The sequence below is a fragment of the Desulfobacter sp. genome (assembly GCA_028768525.1).
In the GTDB taxonomy this organism is placed as follows: domain Bacteria; phylum Desulfobacterota; class Desulfobacteria; order Desulfobacterales; family Desulfobacteraceae; genus Desulfobacter.
The window spans coordinates 747,407-765,458 of record CP054837.1; the positions used below are offsets into that span (position 1 = coordinate 747,407).

Here is an 18,052-nt window from a genome sequence, read left to right on the forward strand (position 1 = left end):
GCAGATCTATAACTCGGAGGCAATCCCTGGTACTTGCGGCGCTGCGGGGAATAGCCGGTTGGCCACCAGCCCATCGCGCCCCCAAATGGCAACGGCTTCACCATGTCTCCATGTTCCCGGGGCAGGATCGATATTTTTCAACTCCAGAAACGGGAATTAAAAATAATTATTTCATTTTCTTTTTATACATGTAACAAATATGCAAAATCGAATAACCGGCTTTCTCTTTCTCAAATTATTAAGATTGCGTAAAAATCCAAAAGCGCAATTTTTTACGGATTGCCTTTTGGATTATTCTATACTAAGACCGGATGGTCGGTTTTCAGCCGGGAATAGCGTCAGGTAAACAAAAAAGATCAGAACCGGAGTGCAAAAATTGCGCAAAGGCCCCAAAAAAACACCGGTATTAAATCACGGTAATGTCAACAATATCCAATCCGGTTTCTCCCTGATAGAACTGATTGTGGTCATGTTTATCCTGTCGGTGCTGGCCTTTTTTACCATCCCCCTCTTTAAGGCTCCGGACCAGGGCCCGCAGGACACAGGGGAAACGGGGCGGCACCTGGCCCGGTTCATTGAAACCCTTAAACACCAGGCGGTCAGGGAACAGCGGGATTACCGCCTGCACCTGGATCTGGTGGCCGGCAGGGCATGGGCCCTCCCTGAAAAAAAAAAAGAGGGCGGCACGCCCCGGGACAGGAGCGGCCAGCCAGATACCGGACTGCAGGGACTTTCCCTTTCCGGGGTGGCCTTCCCCGATCAGGAGGGCCGGAACCCGCAGGACACAACCATCCGGGTCTCGCACAGGGGCATCTCGGATATGGCATTGATCCATATGAACACAAAAGATGGAAGCGTCACACTGAGACTCCATCCTTTTATATATGAAGTGGAAATCATCCAGGGGAATTATACCTTCAATGACTGCCTCTAATAAAGGATTCACCCTTTTGGAAATCATGGTCAGCCTGGCCGTACTGGCCATTGTTCTTGCCACGCTTTTCAGACTTCAGTCATCCACCGTCGGCCTGGCCGAGGCCGGGCATTTTAAATCGGCCGCTCCGCTTCTGGCCCGCCAGCTGATCGCCGGAATGGCGGAAATAAATTATGACCCCGATGACACCTCCGGTGAATTTACAGGCGAGTTTCAAGGCTACACCTGGGTCTGCGAACTCGAATCCGCCGGTGACCACGGCGGAATGGAGGAATTTCTATCCGAAGACCGGGCCGAACAATTAAAAAAGATTTCCCTTGATATTTACAGCCCGGGCAGGGAGCGGCGGTTCACCATTGAGACATGGCGGTTTGCAGATGCTGAAAAATAAACCGGATTCAAAAGGATTCACCCTGGTCGAGGTCCTGGTGGCCCTGGCCGTTTTTTCCGGGCTGATGATGACCCTGTTCTCCTCCTTTAACGCCTTTACCGCCTCAAGCAGGATGATAAGGGACTATGAAAAGAAAAGCAGGGATGCAGGCCCAGGGCTGGATACCCTGGTATCGGACCTGGAGCAGGTATTTGCCCTCCAGCCGCCCCGGCTGATGGAAACCGGGACCGAGGATGCCCAGTCCCAGGAAAAATTCAGATTTGCCGCTGCCATTGACCAGATCGACGGCCGCGCCTTCTCGCGGCTGGAATTTACCTCCCTCAGCCCGGTGCAGTTCCGCAGCAGCCCGGACCGCCCCCTGGGCATCACCGGGCTGGTCTATTATGTATCCGCCCATGGGGAACGTATGGATCTGCACCGCTCCGATACCCCAATTCATTTTCCCGACAGAGACCAGCCGTCCCCCTGCACCGACCCTGTGGTGGTCAAAGATATCGAATCCTTCGATTTGACCTTTATCGATATTGAGGGAGAAGGCCACGACCGCTGGGATTCCCGGGACGAAGAACTTGACTATGGGCTGCCGGCCCGGGTTGGCATCGCAATCACCCTGGGCCGGCACCAGGGCAGCAGAAAGATATCAACCCAGGTGGCCATTCCGGTGAGGGTTGAAAAATGAACCAGGGCCAAAAGAGAATGAACAATTCCGGTATGGCTCTGGTGGCGGTGCTGGCCGTCATATCCATCCTTCTTGTGGCGGCCCTTGGGCTGGCCAGAAAGACAGGCACCCTGGCCATGGCCTCGGCCATTGATGCCGAGCGGATGGTGGCCCGGGAAAGGGCCATGACCGGTATCCATCTGGCCATGGCCCTCTTGGCCGAAGACGGGGCAGCCACGAAGCTCGATTCCGTCCAGGAAGACTGGGCCCGGCCCGGGGCGCTGGCCCGGGCCGTCGAAGGGCTGGGGATCCCAAATGAAAAGCTGACCATCGACATCCGGGACGAACGGGGCAAGCTGCCCCTCAATGCCCTGATCAAAAAACACCCGGGCCGGGAACTGAATCCCGAGGCCTTCAGGGTCTGGGAAAATTTTTTTCTGGAAATGACCGATGACCCCGCGCCCATCCTGAACAGCATACTGGACTGGATGGACCACAGGGACGACGAGGCCGTCACCGGCATATCCGGCGCCGAATCCGATTATTATCTTTCCCTTGATCCGCCCTACACCTGCGCCAACGGGCCTTTCACCCATATCTCGGAGCTTTTCCTGGTCAAGGATGTCTCCCCGGCACTCTTTGATTCCGGCCCAAAGGGAGATGCGGAACAAGAAGAAACGGAACCCGTTGTTATCCCGGAGGAAACCATCACGGTCCACGGTATTGACCCGGAAAAATCAGGCAAGGCCTTTTACTCATTTTCCCAAAGGGTGAATATCAACACGGCCAATGAAACGGTGATCCGCGCCCTGCTCCCCAGGGACAAAATCGACTTGGCAAAAGACCTTGTCTCCTATAGAATCGAAAAAACCGAGGACGGGGAGTTCATAAATCCCCTTGATAGGGGATGGCCGGACCTTATGGCCGGATTCAGCCAGGAGGAAAAAAAATCCTTCGAGGCCCTCATCCGTTACGATACCGACCTGTTCAGGGTCCGGTCAAAGGCAAGGGAAAATTCAACCCAAACAACCGTCCACGCATTGATCCGACGAACCAAAGACAAGCTGACGGACAAATGGTCATGCAGAATCCTGCAGGTTACAAAGGACAACTAGATGGCATGCCTCTATCTGGATATTGATGAAACCGGCATTTCGGCCCGTACGCCCCACCAAAGGGACGGCAGCCCCCCTGTCCGGATCAATTTTGAAGACCTTCCGGAAACCGACAGCGGCGCATCGCAGTTTGACACCGCCCTGGGAATGCTGGACCCGGCAGCAGGCCTTTCGGAATGCAAGCAGGCGGTGGTGACCCTGCCGCCGGACTGGGTATGGTTCAGGTACACCAGCCTTCCCTTTAAGGACAAAAAGAAACTGGGACAAATCCTGCCCCTTGAACTCACCCCCTCTTTTCCCGATCCGGACCCGCCCGTGGTCCAGGATTTCCATGTGTCAAAATACCCGGTCAAGGGGAATCTGTACCTGGTCTTCACCGGGACCCTGGCGAAAACAAAAATCCAGGGGATTTTCACCGCCCTGTCCGCCATGGGTATCGCCCCCGCCGTTATCACCCCCAGGGGGCTTGTCCAGGCCCTGGCCTTTGCACGGGAACAACGGGATTATTCAGAATTACTCTATATCCACAACACCAGGACCGAAGCCATCCTGACCCTGGTAAAAGAGGGATTTCCCATTATGGTCCGTGCGCTGAAACAAATGGAATCCGATCCGGCGCCCAGCCTGGCACGGGAAATCCGGTCCACCCTGGCCTGCGCCGGGGTGAGGCTGAACCTGGCCCCTGAAACACTCCGGGGGCTGCCGGTATTTTTGTCCTCCCAGGCACCTGAAGAGGGCCTGGCGGATCGGATCAACGCGGCTCTGAAAGAGGCCGGGCGCCCCCTTCAGGAAGCCGGCCGGCCGCCGTTACAGGTAAAGGAAGTGGCGGTACCGCCCTGGGAAGAGATGGTCTCGGCGGACCACCGCCCCGCCCATCTGCTGAATTTCTGTGTGGGCCCCTTTCGGACAAACTCCTTCTGGAACAAATATAAGGGGCGGCTTATCACCACCCTGGTGCTGGCCCTTCTGGTATTCGGCCTGGGGGTAATTGACCTCCACCGGAAAAATTCAGCCCTGGATGCACGGATAACCAGCGTGCGCAAGGCTTCCATGGCCGTATACCAACGGACCTTTCCCCGGTCCGGCCCGGTACCGGCCCACGCCCCCCTGATGCTCATGGAATCCAAGGTCAAGCAGGCCCGCCTGTCCCGGCCCGGACAGGGGGCAACGGCCCTGCCCCAAGTGCCCAGGATCGGGGTGATGGAGATTCTCCACGAGTTATCGGCCAGGATCCCCGGGGACATCGACGTGGAGATTACCCGGCTCGCCCTAAACCATGACCGGCTGGTTCTTACCGGTCTGACAGCAAACTTCAACCATGTCGACCGGATCAAAGGACTGGTCCAGGCATCCCCCCGGTTTAAAAATGTGAGCATCCAAAGTGCAGCGGCCGACAAAACCGGTAAACAGGTGAGATTTAAATTCATTCTGGAGATCTAAATGGGCAGCTTAACAGACAATTTTTCAGAAAGGTTATCATCCAGGGAAAAACAGATTGTTTTAGGCGGAGGGATTCTGGCCGTCCTCTTTGTATGCATCCAGTTCATCTACCTGCCGGCCTACGATAAAAACATTGCCCTTGGCCGGACCCTGGCCGCGGAACAGGCCGCCCTGGAACGGATCGGCATCCTTGAAAGGGAATACCGTGATATGGCCCCGGACAACCGGGAGGCCGCCGCCCTGATAAAGAACCGCAAAAAAGGCTTCACCCTCTTTTCCTTCCTGGACCGGCAGGCCTCCCAAAGCGGTGTCAAAGAACATATCGACTATATGAAACCCAACTCCCGGGAGCTGGACAACCAGCCTTTTTCCCTGGCTGTGGTCAAGCTGAAACTCAAAAAAATCGTTCTAAGGGATTTTATCCGCTTTGTGGGCAAGGTGGAATCCCCGGAGAACGGCATCCGCATCGTTTCCCTATCCCTGACCAAATCAGGCAAAACGGGAAATCTTCTGGACGCCACAATTGAGGCCCAGACAATAATGGCCAAAGGAGGGGGGGCATGAAGGCGGTTTTCTTCATAGTCCACCTGGTCCTGGCCACCCTGGCCGCCTGGCAGGGGTATATGATCTTTTTTCCGGATCAGGTCCATCGGCCCTCTCCCGCAGTTGCCGACCAGAACCCGGCGGTTTCAAGCCGTCCCCTTGCAGAGTCTCCCCACCGGCCGGGAGTCCCCGGAATAAAGGGGCAGGCCGTTGTAGTACAGCGCAATTTATTTAAGGTTGCCGTGGACAAAGACCGGCCCGGGGGGGCGGCCAGCCCCGGGACACCCACTGCCGAATCCCGGCCGGAAAAGACCACATTGAAACTGGTTCTCTGGGGCACGGTGGCAGGAAAAAACCAGAAGGCCAACTGGGCAGTGATCGAAAATAAAAAAACACGAACCCAGGATCTCTACCGGACCGGCGACCGGATCATGGGGGCCGAAATAAAAAAGATCACCCGGAACCGGGTCATTCTGACCCTGGACGGGAAGGACCAGATGCTGGAAGCGGAAACCAAATCCTCCCCGGACCGCGTCAGCAAGGTGCCCGGAACCAAAGCAGGGCCCGCCCCAGGCGCCCCCAATATAACAGGGACCGGTGACGCATCCCCCGGCGCGGCCCTGGGCCGGCTCAGGTCCAGGCCTTACATGAAGGACGGCACCCCCCAAGGCCTGCTGATATACGGTATACGACCGGGATCCCCGCTTCTGGCCATGGGCCTGCGCAACGGCGATATCGTCCAGACCGTCAATGATATTGAAATCAACACGCCAAAGGATCTCAAAGAGCTTGCCCGGGAACTGGATCCCGATTTTGAAATTAAAATAACCCTGTCCAGAAGGGGACAGGAAAAAGAGATATTTTACAAAGGAGCAGATGAATGATGAATGGATTTTCCCTGTCCCCTATATGCCGCCCCCTGACACGGATTCCGGTGTGGCTGATGATACTGGCCCTATTCGCTGCCGGCCCCGGGCCATGGGCCGCCCATGCCCAAAAAGCCAAGGTTCCGGCGGAAGAATACGTTTCCATTGATTTTGACAATGTGGATATCAAGGTATTCATCAAGTTCATCAGCAAGCTGACCGGCAAAAACTTTGTGGTGGACAGTCGGGTCAAAGGCAAAGTCACCGTGATTTCCCCCACCAAGATATCCGTAAAAGAGGCCTACCAGGTATTTGAATCGGTATTGGAAATCCACGGGTTTTCAACGGTCCATTCCGGCAAGGTAACCAAAATCATTCCGTCGCCATCGGCCCGGGCGGACAATCTGGATACCCGGGTGAGCAAGGCGCCGGAAAAGGCATCGGACCGCCTGGTGACCCGGCTCATTCCCCTGGATTATGCGGATACGGATGAACTCAAGCGCCTGTTCACCCCCCTGCTGCCCAAAGGTAGCGTGGTCCTTTCATACAAGGACACCAACATGCTCATTGTCACAGCCACCCTGTCCAGCATCGAACGGATCCTGAAAATCATCCGCAGCATTGATGTGCCCAGCATCGGAAAAAGAATATCGGTCATTCCTGTGGAAAACGCAGATGCGGCCAAACTGGCAAAAACCCTGTCCACTGTGTTCAAGGCCAGGATCAAAACCGTCAAAGGCAAGGCCCCGGTGTTGGACATGGTCACCTTTACGGCCGACGAACGGACCAACGCCATCATCCTCCTGGCCTCCAAGGTGGAAACCCAGCGGGCGAAGGAACTGATCGAACTCCTTGACCAGCAGGTGCCCAAGGGGGACGAACGGATCAGGGTCTATTACCTGGAACACGCCCTGGCCGAAGACATGGCCAAGGTGCTGCAGAAAATCCCCACCGAAAAAAAAGGCTCATCAACGGCCAAGGGTAAAAAAGAGGCCCCCATCCTTTCCCAGAAGGTCAACATCAATGCTGACCCCGCCACAAACTCCCTGATCATCATGGCTGAAAAAGAAGATTACCCGGTGCTGGAGGAAGTGATCGCCAAACTGGACATCCCCAGGGCCATGGTCTATATCGAATGTCTGATCATGGAGGTCAATGTCACCAAGGGGCTGAACATCGGCACGGAATGGCAGACGACCCAGACATTCAGCGACGGGGACAAAGGGGTCTCCGTTGGCTTCGGGGGCAATGGAGACAGCGGGTTCACCAATTCAAGCACCCTGGCCGGCGGCAGTCTGCCCAAAGGCTTTTCCGTTGGGGTGCTGGGCAAATCCTTCAGCATCGGAGGGGTCTCCTTTCCTGACATCAAGGCCGTGGTCAATGCCCTTCAGACCGACGAAGATGTGAATATCCTTTCCACCCCCCAGATCCTGACCACGGAAAACGAAGAAGCCGTGATCACCGTGGGCAGCAACATTCCCTATCAGACCCGGTCCGCCGCCGACTCGGGCACTGAAACCTACTCATCCTACGAATACAAGGATGTGGGCATCACCCTGAAAATCACCCCCAGAATTTCCAAGGGCCGGATGGTGCGGCTGGATGTATTCCAGGAACTGACCAAACTGACAAACGTGAACCAGGACGACGGCACGGACCGCCCCACCACCCTCAAGCGGCAGATAGAGACCACCATCATTGTTGAAGATGCCAATTCCGTGGTCATCGGCGGGCTCATTGACGAAACCATGAGCCGTACCAACAGTAAAACCCCCTGCCTGGGGGATGTACCCGGACTGGGCTGGGCATTCAAATCCGTGGTTGAGGGAGAGGATAAAACCAACCTCTATGTTTTCCTGACCCCGAGGGTCATAAAAAGCCCCCTGGAAGCCAGGGACCTATACAATGACAAGAAAAAGGAAATCGACGGTGTCCAAAGCGGCGAAGTCCGCCTTTTTGAAAGAGTCGAACGGGCCGGCAAAATTATCTCCGGCCAGGGCGGGACGGCGCCGGAAGTAAGAGAGAGGCACTAAAGGACGCACACCTATGATCGCACATCTGGTTGACATCATGGCCGAGTTATCCCCCTTGTCCGGGGCGGACAAAACAAAGCTTTTGAACACCCTGACCCAGAATCCGGGCACCGTCACCGAGCCTGCGGTAAAAACCCGGCTGATCCAGGAGGGGGTTGTGCTCAACGCACTGGCCCAGGTTTATGCCATGGACATTTTACCGGGCATTCCCCTTTCCGGTGCTGCCAGCGAGTGGACCCGGGAAATCTCCCAGCAGTTTCTCAAAAAATCCTGCATGGTGCCCGTCATCACGCCGGAGGCCACCTTCATTGCCATCAATGACCCCACAGATCCCTGCCCTGCCGACGATCTGGCCAATTACCTGGCCCGCTGCCAGGCCGCCGCCCCCACCCGGGTACTGGCGGCCCGCCAGGATATTTTCACCGCCATCAACACCTTTTACGAGCAGACCGAAGACCAGGCCCGGCAGCTGGTGGAAGATATTGAGGAGGGCAGCGAATACCGGATCGACGGCGACGGGGAGACCGCCGACCTGTTGGACGACACCAGCGACGCCCCGGTGATCCGCCTGGTCAACCACATGATTGCCAAGGCCGTCAAGGCACTGGCCAGTGACATCCACATCGAACCCTTCCAGGACAGCCTGTCCGTCCGCTACCGCATCGACGGCATCCTCTACCCCATGCTCACCCCGCCAAAAGGGGTGCAGTCGGCCCTGGTTTCACGGATCAAGGTCATGGCCGGGATGAACATCGCGGAAAAACGGGTCCCCCAGGACGGCCGGGCCCAGGTCAGAATCGGTGACCAGGAAATCGATCTTCGGATATCCACCGTGCCCACGGGATTCGGGGAGCGCCTGGTCATGCGCCTGCTCAACAAATCCGGATACTTTCTGGCCCTGTCTGAATTCGGCATGGCCGAGTCCAACCTGGCCCGCATCAATACCATCATCCGCCAGACCCACGGCATTGTCCTGGTCACCGGCCCCACGGGCTCGGGCAAAACCACCACCCTTTATGCCGGCCTCTCTGAGATCAATTCCCCGGAAAAAAACATCATCACCATTGAAGACCCCGTGGAATACAACCTCACCGGCATCGGACAGATCCAGGTCAACACCAAAACCGGGGTGACCTTTGCCAAGGGGCTGCGCTCCATTGTCCGCCAGGACCCCGACGTGATCCTGGTGGGGGAGATCCGGGATATAGAAACCGCTGCCATCGCCATCCAGTCCGCCCTCACCGGCCACCTGGTCTTTTCCACCCTCCACACCAACGATGCGGCCGGGGCCGTCACCCGCCTGGCCGACCTGGGGGTGGAACCTTATTTGATCTCCTCTTCAGTGAACACGGTGATCGCCCAGCGCCTGGTCCGGGTCCTCTGCCCCGAATGCAAGGAGGCGTTTCGTATCAAAGAGGCGGATATTGCCGCCATCCGCCCCAACGGCGAGCAATGGGTGGGAAAAACCGTGTACCGGCCCAGGGGCTGCCCAGCCTGCTTCAACACCGGGTATTCCGGCCGACAGGCCATATTTGAAATCATGGACCTGGACGAGGAACTCAGAAGCCTGATTCTCACCACCTCGGATGCGGGCAGGCTCCGGGAGGCGGCCATACAAAAGGGCATGACCACCCTGCGCCAGGACGGCATGAAAAAAGTGTTCCAAGGCATCACCTCCATCCGCGAGGTTCTCCGGGTCACCCAGGAATAATGATGATGTTGATATCCATTACATTGGTCAGTGTCGGACCTGTGATCACCAGGCTGCCCAGAGGCCTGAAAAAATTATAGGCATCATTATTGTCCAGGTATTTCACCGGATCAAGGTGTTTGGATATTGCCTGCTCAACGGTGGTGCTGTGGATAACGGCGCCTGCGGCATCCGTCATTCCGTCCGTGCCGTCGGTTCCGGCACACAGCGCATATATGTCACGGGTCTCCTTCAGGCAGATGGCCAGGGCCAGGGCCAGTTCCTGGTTACGCCCGCCGCGGCCGCTTCCCGTGACATGAACCGTGGTTTCCCCGCCCATGATCAGGCAGGCCGGGGGCGCCAGCGGCTGGCCGGCCTGCCTCACCTCCATTGCGATTGAAGCCAGCACCCTGGCAACCTCCCTGGCTTCCCCCTGCAGCCCGGAAGCCAGAATACCCGTATTGTATCCCAAGGCTTCGGCTTTGGTGCGTGCCGCCTGCAGGGCCAGGCGATTATCTGCGATGATGGTGTTGGTAACATTACCGAAAACCGGATCCCCTTGTTTCGGCGTCTCGGGAACCCGCCCCTGGATCCCCGCCTCAATGTGTTCAATAACGCCGGAGGGCAGCCTTGTCTCAAGTTTGTATTTGGAGATGATCTCCCTGCAGTCCGCAAATTTAGTGGGATCCGGTGCCGTAGGGCCCGAACCGATATCTGTAAATTCACTGCCGATGACATCTGAAACAATAAGGGTGATGCCCCGGGCCGGAAAGGCTTTTTTGGCCAGATTACCGGCCTTAATGGCGGAAAGATGCTTCCGTATGGTATTGATTTCACGGATGTCCGCACCGCAGTCAAGCAGGACATCGGTAGCGGCCTGTTTTTCTTCAAGGGAAATGCCCTCAACGGGCAGGGTTAAAAGCGCGCTTGCCCCGCCGGTTATAAGGCAGAACACAAGATCCTTTTCGCCGGCCTCTGCCAGCATCCCGGCCATCCGTCTGGAGGCCGCCAGCCCGGCCCTGTCCGGCCGGGGATGGGCCGCTTCTGCCACTTCAATCTTTTGAAGGTTAGCCCGGTGGCCGTTCTTAACGATCACCATTCCCCGGTATAACCGGTCTCCCAGAATCTGCTCCAGGGCCCCTGCCATGGGAGCTGCGCCCTTTCCGGCCCCGATCACAAAAATTTTTTTGTAGGAATCAAGATCATGGGCCTGCTGGTTTATGAAAAGGGTATTCCCTTCTCTTTTAACCCATTTTTTTACGGCATTATCCGTCCTGACGGCCCTTAATCCCTCATTAAATATGGCGGTTAGATGCGTATTGATCGTCTTCATTATTACTCCTTTAACCTGTGGCAACAGCCTAACGGCTTTTCCGCGATTGATCAAGTGAATTTTTATACAATTTGTTCACTTTTTCACTATTTTTTCTTGACATCCTTGTTTTAATCCCATTATCGTTATCGCAACTTCTAACAAAGGGAGGAAAATCCGAATGAAAACAAATCTCAACTATCAGAAAAGAGTGGACTGCATTTGCGACATGATGAAGGCGGAGGGGATTGATGTCTTTATCGGGACAAGGGGCAACAGTATAACCTACCTGGGGGGTGTGTATGCCCCCTGGCGCAGTGCCGTGGTTGTGGACAAAGAAGGTTTTGTGGGACTTCATACCTGTTTTCTGGATTCCGAGCGGGTGAAGGACGAATGCTGGCTGGATAATGTGACCGGATGCGTCCCCCTTCCCGGCCTTGACATGTGGGAAGTGGTTGTTGACTGGATAAAATCCCATGGATATGAAAATGCAACCATCGGCATCGAACTGGGGCAGTCCGCAAGGGTCATGTCCGGATTTCTATGGGCCACTGAATTGCAGTACCTGCAGGACAATTTGCCCCAGGTAAAAATCGTAAATTCTGTCAGCCTGGTGGACCGGGCCAGCTATGTCAAGGATTCCGAGGAAATTAAACTCCTGCGACAGGCAGCGGCCATGGCGGATGCGGCCCAGGAACGGGTAAAAGAGTCTTTGTATATCGGTATCCGGGAAACTGAAATCGCCGGAATTGCTGAAATGGAATTGCGGCGCCTGGGGACGGAGTTTCACTGGCCCGTCACCGGTTCCAACGAAATCGCCTCCGGGTATAGAACCTGTTATCCCCTGGGCGGATGCACACCTGCCAGTGAAAAGATTGTCCAACGGGGAGAAAATCTGCTTGTTGACGTGCACCCCACCTATCAGAATTATTGCTCCGATCTTTCCCACAACTATATTTTCGGCAAACCGAGCAGCGCACAGCAAAAACTGGCGGACGCCTATCTTCAGACTTGTGAGACCCTCATCTCCAACCTGAAGGCCGGCACCACCATCAGGGAGGTGGCCCAGAAGGTCAACCAGGTACTTGATGAAAACGGATACCGGCCATTTACCCTTCCGGCCTACGGCCATGCCATCGGTGTGATCGGCCATGAGTGGTACCCCACCATTCTCGACAATGATGAATTCAGGGACATCGTCCTTGAGGAAAATGTCGTGGAAATCGCGGCGATTGTTATGAATGTACCGGAAGTCGGTGGAATGAGGCTTGAATGCCCCGTCAGGGTAACCGCATCCGGGGGAGAGGAACTGTGCAAAACCCCCTTGGAGCTGACAATCCTTGATCTATAGTCCAGCCGTGAGCCGTGCCCAGGCAGCCTCTTTCCTTCAACTCCGGGACAGAGGCTGCCGCCCCACGCCCCGCCTTTTGGCTTCAATTAATCCAAAGACGGCCGGGCCTGAACGGCTAACGGACCAGGAGCCCGTTTAAAAGAAGCGCAATGCCGTTGATGTACATTTTTTTATTCTGGTTTACCTCGGAAATGATGTAGGACTCCACAATAAACATTCTGTAAATCGAGTACAAGAGCCTGCTGGTCTGCTTGACATCAATATCCTTTGAAAATTTTCCCTGCAGGATGCCTTCTGTGAGCAGGCGCTCTATCAAATCCAGTGACCGCTGGTTCACCTCCCTGAACCGGATGACATTTGTTGAATGGGGAAAAACGGCGGGATCGTTTTTAATCACCTCCCGGAGGGGTTCATCCTCCATAAGGTATTCATACCCCTTCCGGCCCATGACAATGAATTTCTGAATGATATCATCTTCCTGGTTCACCGCCTCAACCACCCTGGCCTGCCATCTGATCAGTGCATGGGACAGGGTCTTTTCGTAAAGGTCCATCTTATCTTTGGCATATTTGTACAGGCCGCTTTTGGTAATTCCGATTTCACCGGCAATATCCTCTACTGTGGCCTTTTTATAGCCGTATCTCGCAAAAATATTAAGGGCCCTGCTGTACAAGAGTTCAAGGCGTTCAGCTCTTTTCGTCATAAACACAACTCATCATATTAGGCATTAAATCTGATTCATATATGATACGGAGAACCCCTTTGTCAAGAATCCCTGATGGGCTGAGATGAGTTGTTCGCGCGGCGGCATCGTCCCCTCCGCCCCAATGGCCGGGCACATGGTTTTCCTTTTTTTATGTTTCTTATTCCCGGGAGTGGTGGTATGATCCTGATCAAATCGAAACAATTTTCAATAAAATTAGTTTCCCCTCATTTGCAGGGGCCCAGGCTGCATTCACCGCTAAAAGGAAGGAAGGTTATGAATCTTACCATTAGAAAGAAACTGATCTTTGCTTTTCTCGCCTCAACCATTATCCCCATATTATGCCTGTGCCTAATCCTGGGCAACAGCATCAGGAAGGATTTACTTGAAAATTTCTATGACGCCACCGGCAATGAACTGTCCCGCATTGAAAATGCCATTGGGATTTTCCTGGATGATATAAAGGAAAATGCGGTGATGGCGTCCAGCCATGAGGATGTCGTGATGATTGACGACACCATCACCTCATTCATAAATGAGACCAGCGAAAAAGGGGTTCAGGATTTTGAAACCAGTCCATTGGAGAAAAGAGTCCTGTCCTTTTTCCATACCATCAAAAAAACCCATAAAAGCTATGTTGAGGTCTTTCTGGGCACGGAACTGGGCGGATTTACCATTGCAAGCGATATGAAACTGCCGGCCGGTTATGATCCCAGAGGCCGGCCCTGGTATAAGGAAGCCAAGGCCAACCAGGGCAAACCCCTGATCACCAAGGCGTATAAGTCAACCACCGGCGATGCCGTTGTCAGCGCCACCCGTACCATCTTGAGGGACGGCAAAATGGTGGGCGTGGTGGGATTCGACGTCACCCTGAACGCATTAACCGATTTCATCAAGGGCATTAAGATCGGAAACAGCGGCTATGTCATCCTGATCCAGGACGACGGGGTTATCCTGGCCGATCCGGGGCATGCGGACACAGCATTCAAAAAACTGGATGATACCGGTATCCCCGCCTTTTCGGAAATTCAGAAAAAGGAAGCGGGAAACCTGGATTTTGAACTGGACGGCACCCAGTACATTGCAAAGGTCATGACCTCCCCCGCCCTGGGCTGGAAACTGGTGGGGCTGATAAAGAAAAGCGAAATCATGTCAAAGGTATGGGCCCTGATTTCCATCATGGTGGTCATCGGCCTGATTCTGGCCGCCCTCTTTGCCGTCATGGCATTGTTCCTGGCAGCCTCCCTTGCCAAGCCCCTTATAAATACCACAGCAATGATCAAGGACATCGCCCAGGGCGAAGGAGACCTGACCAAACGGCTGGAGGTGAGCACCAAAGACGAACTGGGGGAACTGGCCCGGTGGTTTAACCTCTTTTTGGACAACCTCCAGACCATCATTAAGGATCTGGCCGCCAATGTGGCGGTGGTTGACGATTCCTCGGCCAAACTGCTTGATGTATCCAAACAGATGGAGGACGGCGCAAAAGAGTCTTCCCTTCTGGCCAACACCGTGGCCAGTGCATCGGAGGAGATGAGTTCAAACATGGAAGCGGTGGCCTCCACCATGGAAGATACCACCCACAATACCAATGTGGTGGCAACGGCCACGGAAGAGATGACGGCAACCATCAACGAAATTGCAAAAAATTCCGAGACGGCCAGGGGCATTTCAGAAAAGGCAGTATCACAGATGAAGGCGGCCAGCACCAAGATGGACACCCTGGGCAAGGCTGCCGAATCCATCGGAGCGGTCACCGAAACCATTTCCAATATCTCGGACCAGACCAATCTTCTGGCCCTGAATGCCACCATTGAAGCAGCAAGGGCGGGGGAAGCCGGCAAAGGGTTTGCCGTAGTGGCCAATGAAATAAAGGACCTGGCCTCCCAGACCGCAGCGGCCACGGCCGATATCCGTACCCAGATCGAGGGGGTCCAGACCACCAGCCAGGATACAGTCTCCGAAATCCAGGCCACGGCAGGGGTAATGGATGATATCAACAATATCATCACCACCATTGCAACGGCCATAGAAGAGCAGTCCGCCGCCACCAGCGAAATTTCCGCCAATGTCGGTCAGGTCTCCCAGGGGATTCAGGAGGTCAACCGGAATGTATCGGAAAGCTCCACCGCCATCGGTGAAATTACCAGGGACATCACCTCGGTGGACTCCGCTGCCCAGGAGATGTCCGACAACTCAAGCCAGGTGGCCGGAAGTGTCGAGGAACTCAAGCAGATGGCCATCAAGCTCAACCAGATCGTGGGACGGTTTAAATACTGATACCCGCCGCAACTTAACAGGCGCTGATCCGGAGGTAACGCTCAGGACCGGCCAAATCAAACCCGTTAAGGGGAGACCCCAGGGGCTTCCCTTAACGGGTTGAATGATTATTTTTCCCAGATCCTGACTCCTTGAGGGACCGCCTGTTCCAACCGGAATCAAACGGATGCCAACCTTTTTTACCGGAGCAATATGATCAAGCATATCAAGCCGATTCTGCCTGTTATTGGATGGCGGGAGTGGGTGTCACTCCCGGATCTGGGGGTCAACCAGATTAAAGTGAAAGTGGATACAGGCGCCCGCTCATCATCTCTTCACGCAATCAAACTAAACTTGTTTGAGCGGGACGGAGAAAAATGGGTACGGTTTCAGATCAATCCTTTGCAGGAGAAAACCACCCATAAAGTAACAGCCGAAGCCAAAATCATAGACTTCAGATCGATTCGGAGTTCAAACGGAATGGAAGAAATGAGGCCGGTCATCAGCACCCATATCAGCCTGCTGGGCCTTGAATGGCCCATAGAGCTGACCCTGTCAAACCGTGATGAAATGGGATTTCGGATGCTGCTCGGACGGCAGGCATTTCGTGACAGATTTTATGTGGACGCAGGCAGATCTTTTTATGGCGGCCAACCCAAAAAGAAAAAAGCCAGGAAAAAAATCCCCAGGGATTGATATCCCAAGATAAGGACACAGAGATGAAACTTGCCATTCTTTCACGGAATTTAAGATGCTACAGCACCCGCCGTTTAAAGGAAGCGGCCGAGCAGCGGGGGCACACGGTCAAAGTTCTGAATACCCTTAAATTCGCCATCGACCTTGAGCAGGGCAACCCGGACTTATATTTCCGGCAGAAACAGCTGTCCACCTACGATGCGGTTCTTCCCCGAATCGGTGCATCCATAACCTATTTCGGGACGGCGGTCGTCCGGCAGTTTGAACAGATGGATATCTTCTGCGCCAACACTTCGGCAAGTATTGCCCGGTCAAGGGACAAGCTAAGGAGCCTCCAGATTCTCAGCCGGCACCATATCGGAATCCCCAAAACAACCTTTGTCCGGGATAAAAAGGATGTGCTGCCGGCCATAGAAAGGGTCGGGGGCGCGCCGGTGATCATCAAACTGATAGAAGGGACCCAGGGCATCGGCGTTCTGCTGGCGGAAACGGTGAATTCCGCGGCAGCAATCGTCGAGCTGCTTCAAAGCCAGAAGCAGAGTGTCCTGATTCAAAAATTTGTATCTGAGAGCAAGGGCCGGGATATCCGCGCCTTTGTGGTGGGGGATCAGGTGGTCGGCGCCATGCGCCGGGTCGCCCAGGGGCAGGAATTTCGAAGCAATATCCACAGAGGGGGGTATGCAGAGCCGGTTGAGCTGAAAGACGCCTACCGGGAGACTGCGGTTCGTGCGGCACAAATCATGGGCCTCCGTGTGGCAGGCGTTGATCTGCTTGAGAGCAAGGAAGGGCCCCAGATTGTTGAAGTCAACTCCTCACCGGGGCTGGAGGGGATCGAAGGGTGTACCCAGTTGGATATCGCCGGCGCCATCATTGACTATATCAGCGCCCAGGTTAATTTTCCAGAGATCGATCTCCGCCAGCGCCTGACGGTCAGCCGGGGGTATGGCGTTGCGGAGATATATATACCGGAGGGCTCCGATTACATAGGCAAAACCATCCAGGGTTCAGGGTTGAGGGAAAAGGATATTTCGGTCTTAACCCTTCACCGTCATGCCAAAGTCATACCCAATCCAAAGCCCCAGAGGGAACTTGAAGCTGAAGACAGGCTTTTGTGTTTTGGAAAACTGGATTTCATGAGAGAATTGATTCCTGCCAAAATCCGCAAAAAACGGCGGGCAAAGGTGAAGATCCTGCCGGACCTGCCTGTGGCAGACGAAGTCTCCAGATTCCAGGATGACAATATTGCACCATCATCCCAGACCGAAGAAGAAGGTTAGGAGAAATCCACAGCCCCCCTTTATTCTGGTTTATTTTTCGGATCATCCTCTTGAGATCTCAGCAGTGATTTTTCTTCAAACACCTGTTTTTCAAGGCTATGGGTTTGCTGCCCCTTTTTCTTTCGTAGAATTTTATGGAAAAAAAGATTGTTGGGAACCTGTATGGTCGTTTGAGCGTCCCCGTCTGACGCGTCAAGGGTGGTAAAAATCAAATTGATGTTTCTAACCTTCCCGCCCACGCCTATCGTCATGGCCGGATCAATTATCTCGATATTGTCTCCGATGCGGAATGGATGGAAAATGATGAGCATCAGTGTACAGAGCAAATTGCTGAGTACGCTCCATAGGGCAACAAACCCAATGGCCACCATTGCCAATATCGTTGACGCAACAGCCCACAGGCTGTTTATTTTGATTCCAAGCTGCTGGAGTATCAATAAAAACGCGCCGATACAGATTACCCACTTCACCATCGACTGCATCTGCTGCAAAAAAGGCAGGGGCAATTGCCTGACTTCCAGTTTTTTCAGTGCCCCTTTTACAAGCTTCAACACCAGCAGACTTACGAACACGATAAAGATAATAACCAGCGCATTGTTCAGAATCCCGATGATGACTTCCGGCTGGAAAAGCTTTTTAATGGCCAAAAAAAGTTCATTGTAGATGTCTTGAAATGCGCCCATCTGGAATATCCCCCATGGTTTGGATGTGATTTCATCATTAATGAGAATGGCTCAATCTATCACGGCACCCGTGTTTGACACAACCGCGGCACCATTCCAAT

General features: G+C 54.3%; 16 protein-coding genes. 13 read left to right on the forward strand and 3 right to left on the reverse strand.

Going from position 1 to position 18,052, the window contains the following annotated elements:
• The first annotated feature begins 376 nt into the window (after positions 1–376).
• From HUN04_03330 to gspE, 9 genes are read left to right on the forward strand one after another with little or no spacing between them, the layout of a single operon-like run.
• Positions 377–934: a prepilin-type N-terminal cleavage/methylation domain-containing protein gene (locus tag HUN04_03330; GenBank protein ID WDP88818.1), complete on the forward strand. Its 558-nt coding sequence runs from the start codon at positions 377–379 to the stop codon at positions 932–934.
• The gene (locus tag HUN04_03335) at positions 921–1,325 is read left to right on the forward strand and encodes a prepilin-type N-terminal cleavage/methylation domain-containing protein (GenBank protein ID WDP88819.1); all 405 of its coding nucleotides are present in this window, start codon (positions 921–923) and stop codon (positions 1,323–1,325) included. Before HUN04_03330 ends, HUN04_03335 begins: the two co-directional genes overlap by 14 nt.
• Positions 1,312–2,004 carry a prepilin-type N-terminal cleavage/methylation domain-containing protein gene (locus HUN04_03340; protein WDP88820.1) on the forward strand — a complete coding sequence of 231 codons (693 nt, stop codon included), beginning with the start codon at positions 1,312–1,314 and terminating at the stop codon, positions 2,002–2,004. The genes HUN04_03335 and HUN04_03340 overlap by 14 nt, the downstream gene beginning before the upstream one ends.
• Complete coding sequence (locus HUN04_03345) at positions 2,001–3,098, forward strand: general secretion pathway protein GspK (protein WDP88821.1); 1,098 nt, start codon at positions 2,001–2,003, stop codon at positions 3,096–3,098. Before HUN04_03340 ends, HUN04_03345 begins: the two co-directional genes overlap by 4 nt.
• Positions 3,099–4,538, forward strand: a complete 1,440-nt coding sequence (locus HUN04_03350; protein ID WDP88822.1) for a PilN domain-containing protein — start codon at positions 3,099–3,101, stop codon at positions 4,536–4,538.
• A complete protein-coding gene (locus tag HUN04_03355; protein WDP88823.1) occupies positions 4,539–5,102 on the forward strand; it encodes a type II secretion system protein M in 564 nt (187 codons plus the stop codon).
• Positions 5,099–5,965 carry a PDZ domain-containing protein gene (locus HUN04_03360; GenBank protein ID WDP88824.1) on the forward strand — a complete coding sequence of 289 codons (867 nt, stop codon included), beginning with the start codon at positions 5,099–5,101 and terminating at the stop codon, positions 5,963–5,965. Before HUN04_03355 ends, HUN04_03360 begins: the two co-directional genes overlap by 4 nt.
• 59 nt (positions 5,966–6,024) lie before the next feature.
• A complete protein-coding gene (gene gspD / locus HUN04_03365; protein WDP93146.1) occupies positions 6,025–7,980 on the forward strand; it encodes a type II secretion system secretin GspD in 1,956 nt (651 codons plus the stop codon).
• Positions 7,981–7,993: 13 nt separating this feature from the next.
• The gene (gene gspE / locus HUN04_03370) at positions 7,994–9,691 is read left to right on the forward strand and encodes a type II secretion system ATPase GspE (protein WDP88825.1); all 1,698 of its coding nucleotides are present in this window, start codon (positions 7,994–7,996) and stop codon (positions 9,689–9,691) included.
• Here gspE and HUN04_03375 read toward each other — a convergent pair.
• Entirely contained in the window at positions 9,678–11,003 is a 1,326-nt protein-coding gene (locus tag HUN04_03375) for a glycerate kinase (protein ID WDP88826.1), read from the reverse strand. The genes gspE and HUN04_03375 overlap by 14 nt on opposite strands.
• Before the next feature lie 160 nt (positions 11,004–11,163).
• On the opposite strand from HUN04_03375, the gene HUN04_03380 reads away from it, so the two are divergent.
• Positions 11,164–12,333 carry an aminopeptidase P family protein gene (locus HUN04_03380; protein ID WDP88827.1) on the forward strand — a complete coding sequence of 390 codons (1,170 nt, stop codon included), beginning with the start codon at positions 11,164–11,166 and terminating at the stop codon, positions 12,331–12,333.
• A gap of 115 nt (positions 12,334–12,448) precedes the next feature.
• Here HUN04_03380 and HUN04_03385 read toward each other — a convergent pair whose 3' ends face one another.
• Complete coding sequence (locus HUN04_03385) at positions 12,449–13,036, reverse strand: TetR/AcrR family transcriptional regulator (protein WDP88828.1); 588 nt, start codon at positions 13,034–13,036, stop codon at positions 12,449–12,451.
• 276 nt (positions 13,037–13,312) lie between these two features.
• On the opposite strand from HUN04_03385, the gene HUN04_03390 reads away from it, so the two are divergent.
• From HUN04_03390 to HUN04_03400, 3 genes are all read left to right on the forward strand, one after another.
• A complete protein-coding gene (locus HUN04_03390; protein ID WDP88829.1) occupies positions 13,313–15,316 on the forward strand; it encodes a methyl-accepting chemotaxis protein in 2,004 nt (667 codons plus the stop codon).
• A gap of 192 nt (positions 15,317–15,508) precedes the next feature.
• The gene (locus HUN04_03395; protein WDP88830.1) at positions 15,509–15,991 is read left to right on the forward strand and encodes an ATP-dependent zinc protease; all 483 of its coding nucleotides are present in this window, start codon (positions 15,509–15,511) and stop codon (positions 15,989–15,991) included.
• A gap of 23 nt (positions 15,992–16,014) precedes the next feature.
• Entirely contained in the window at positions 16,015–17,268 is a 1,254-nt protein-coding gene (locus HUN04_03400; GenBank protein WDP88831.1) for a RimK family alpha-L-glutamate ligase, read from the forward strand.
• A 20-nt stretch (positions 17,269–17,288) separates the two neighbouring features.
• Here HUN04_03400 and HUN04_03405 read toward each other — a convergent pair whose 3' ends face one another.
• A complete protein-coding gene (locus tag HUN04_03405) occupies positions 17,289–17,951 on the reverse strand; it encodes a mechanosensitive ion channel family protein (GenBank protein ID WDP88832.1) in 663 nt (220 codons plus the stop codon).
• Positions 17,952–18,052 lie beyond the last annotated feature (101 nt).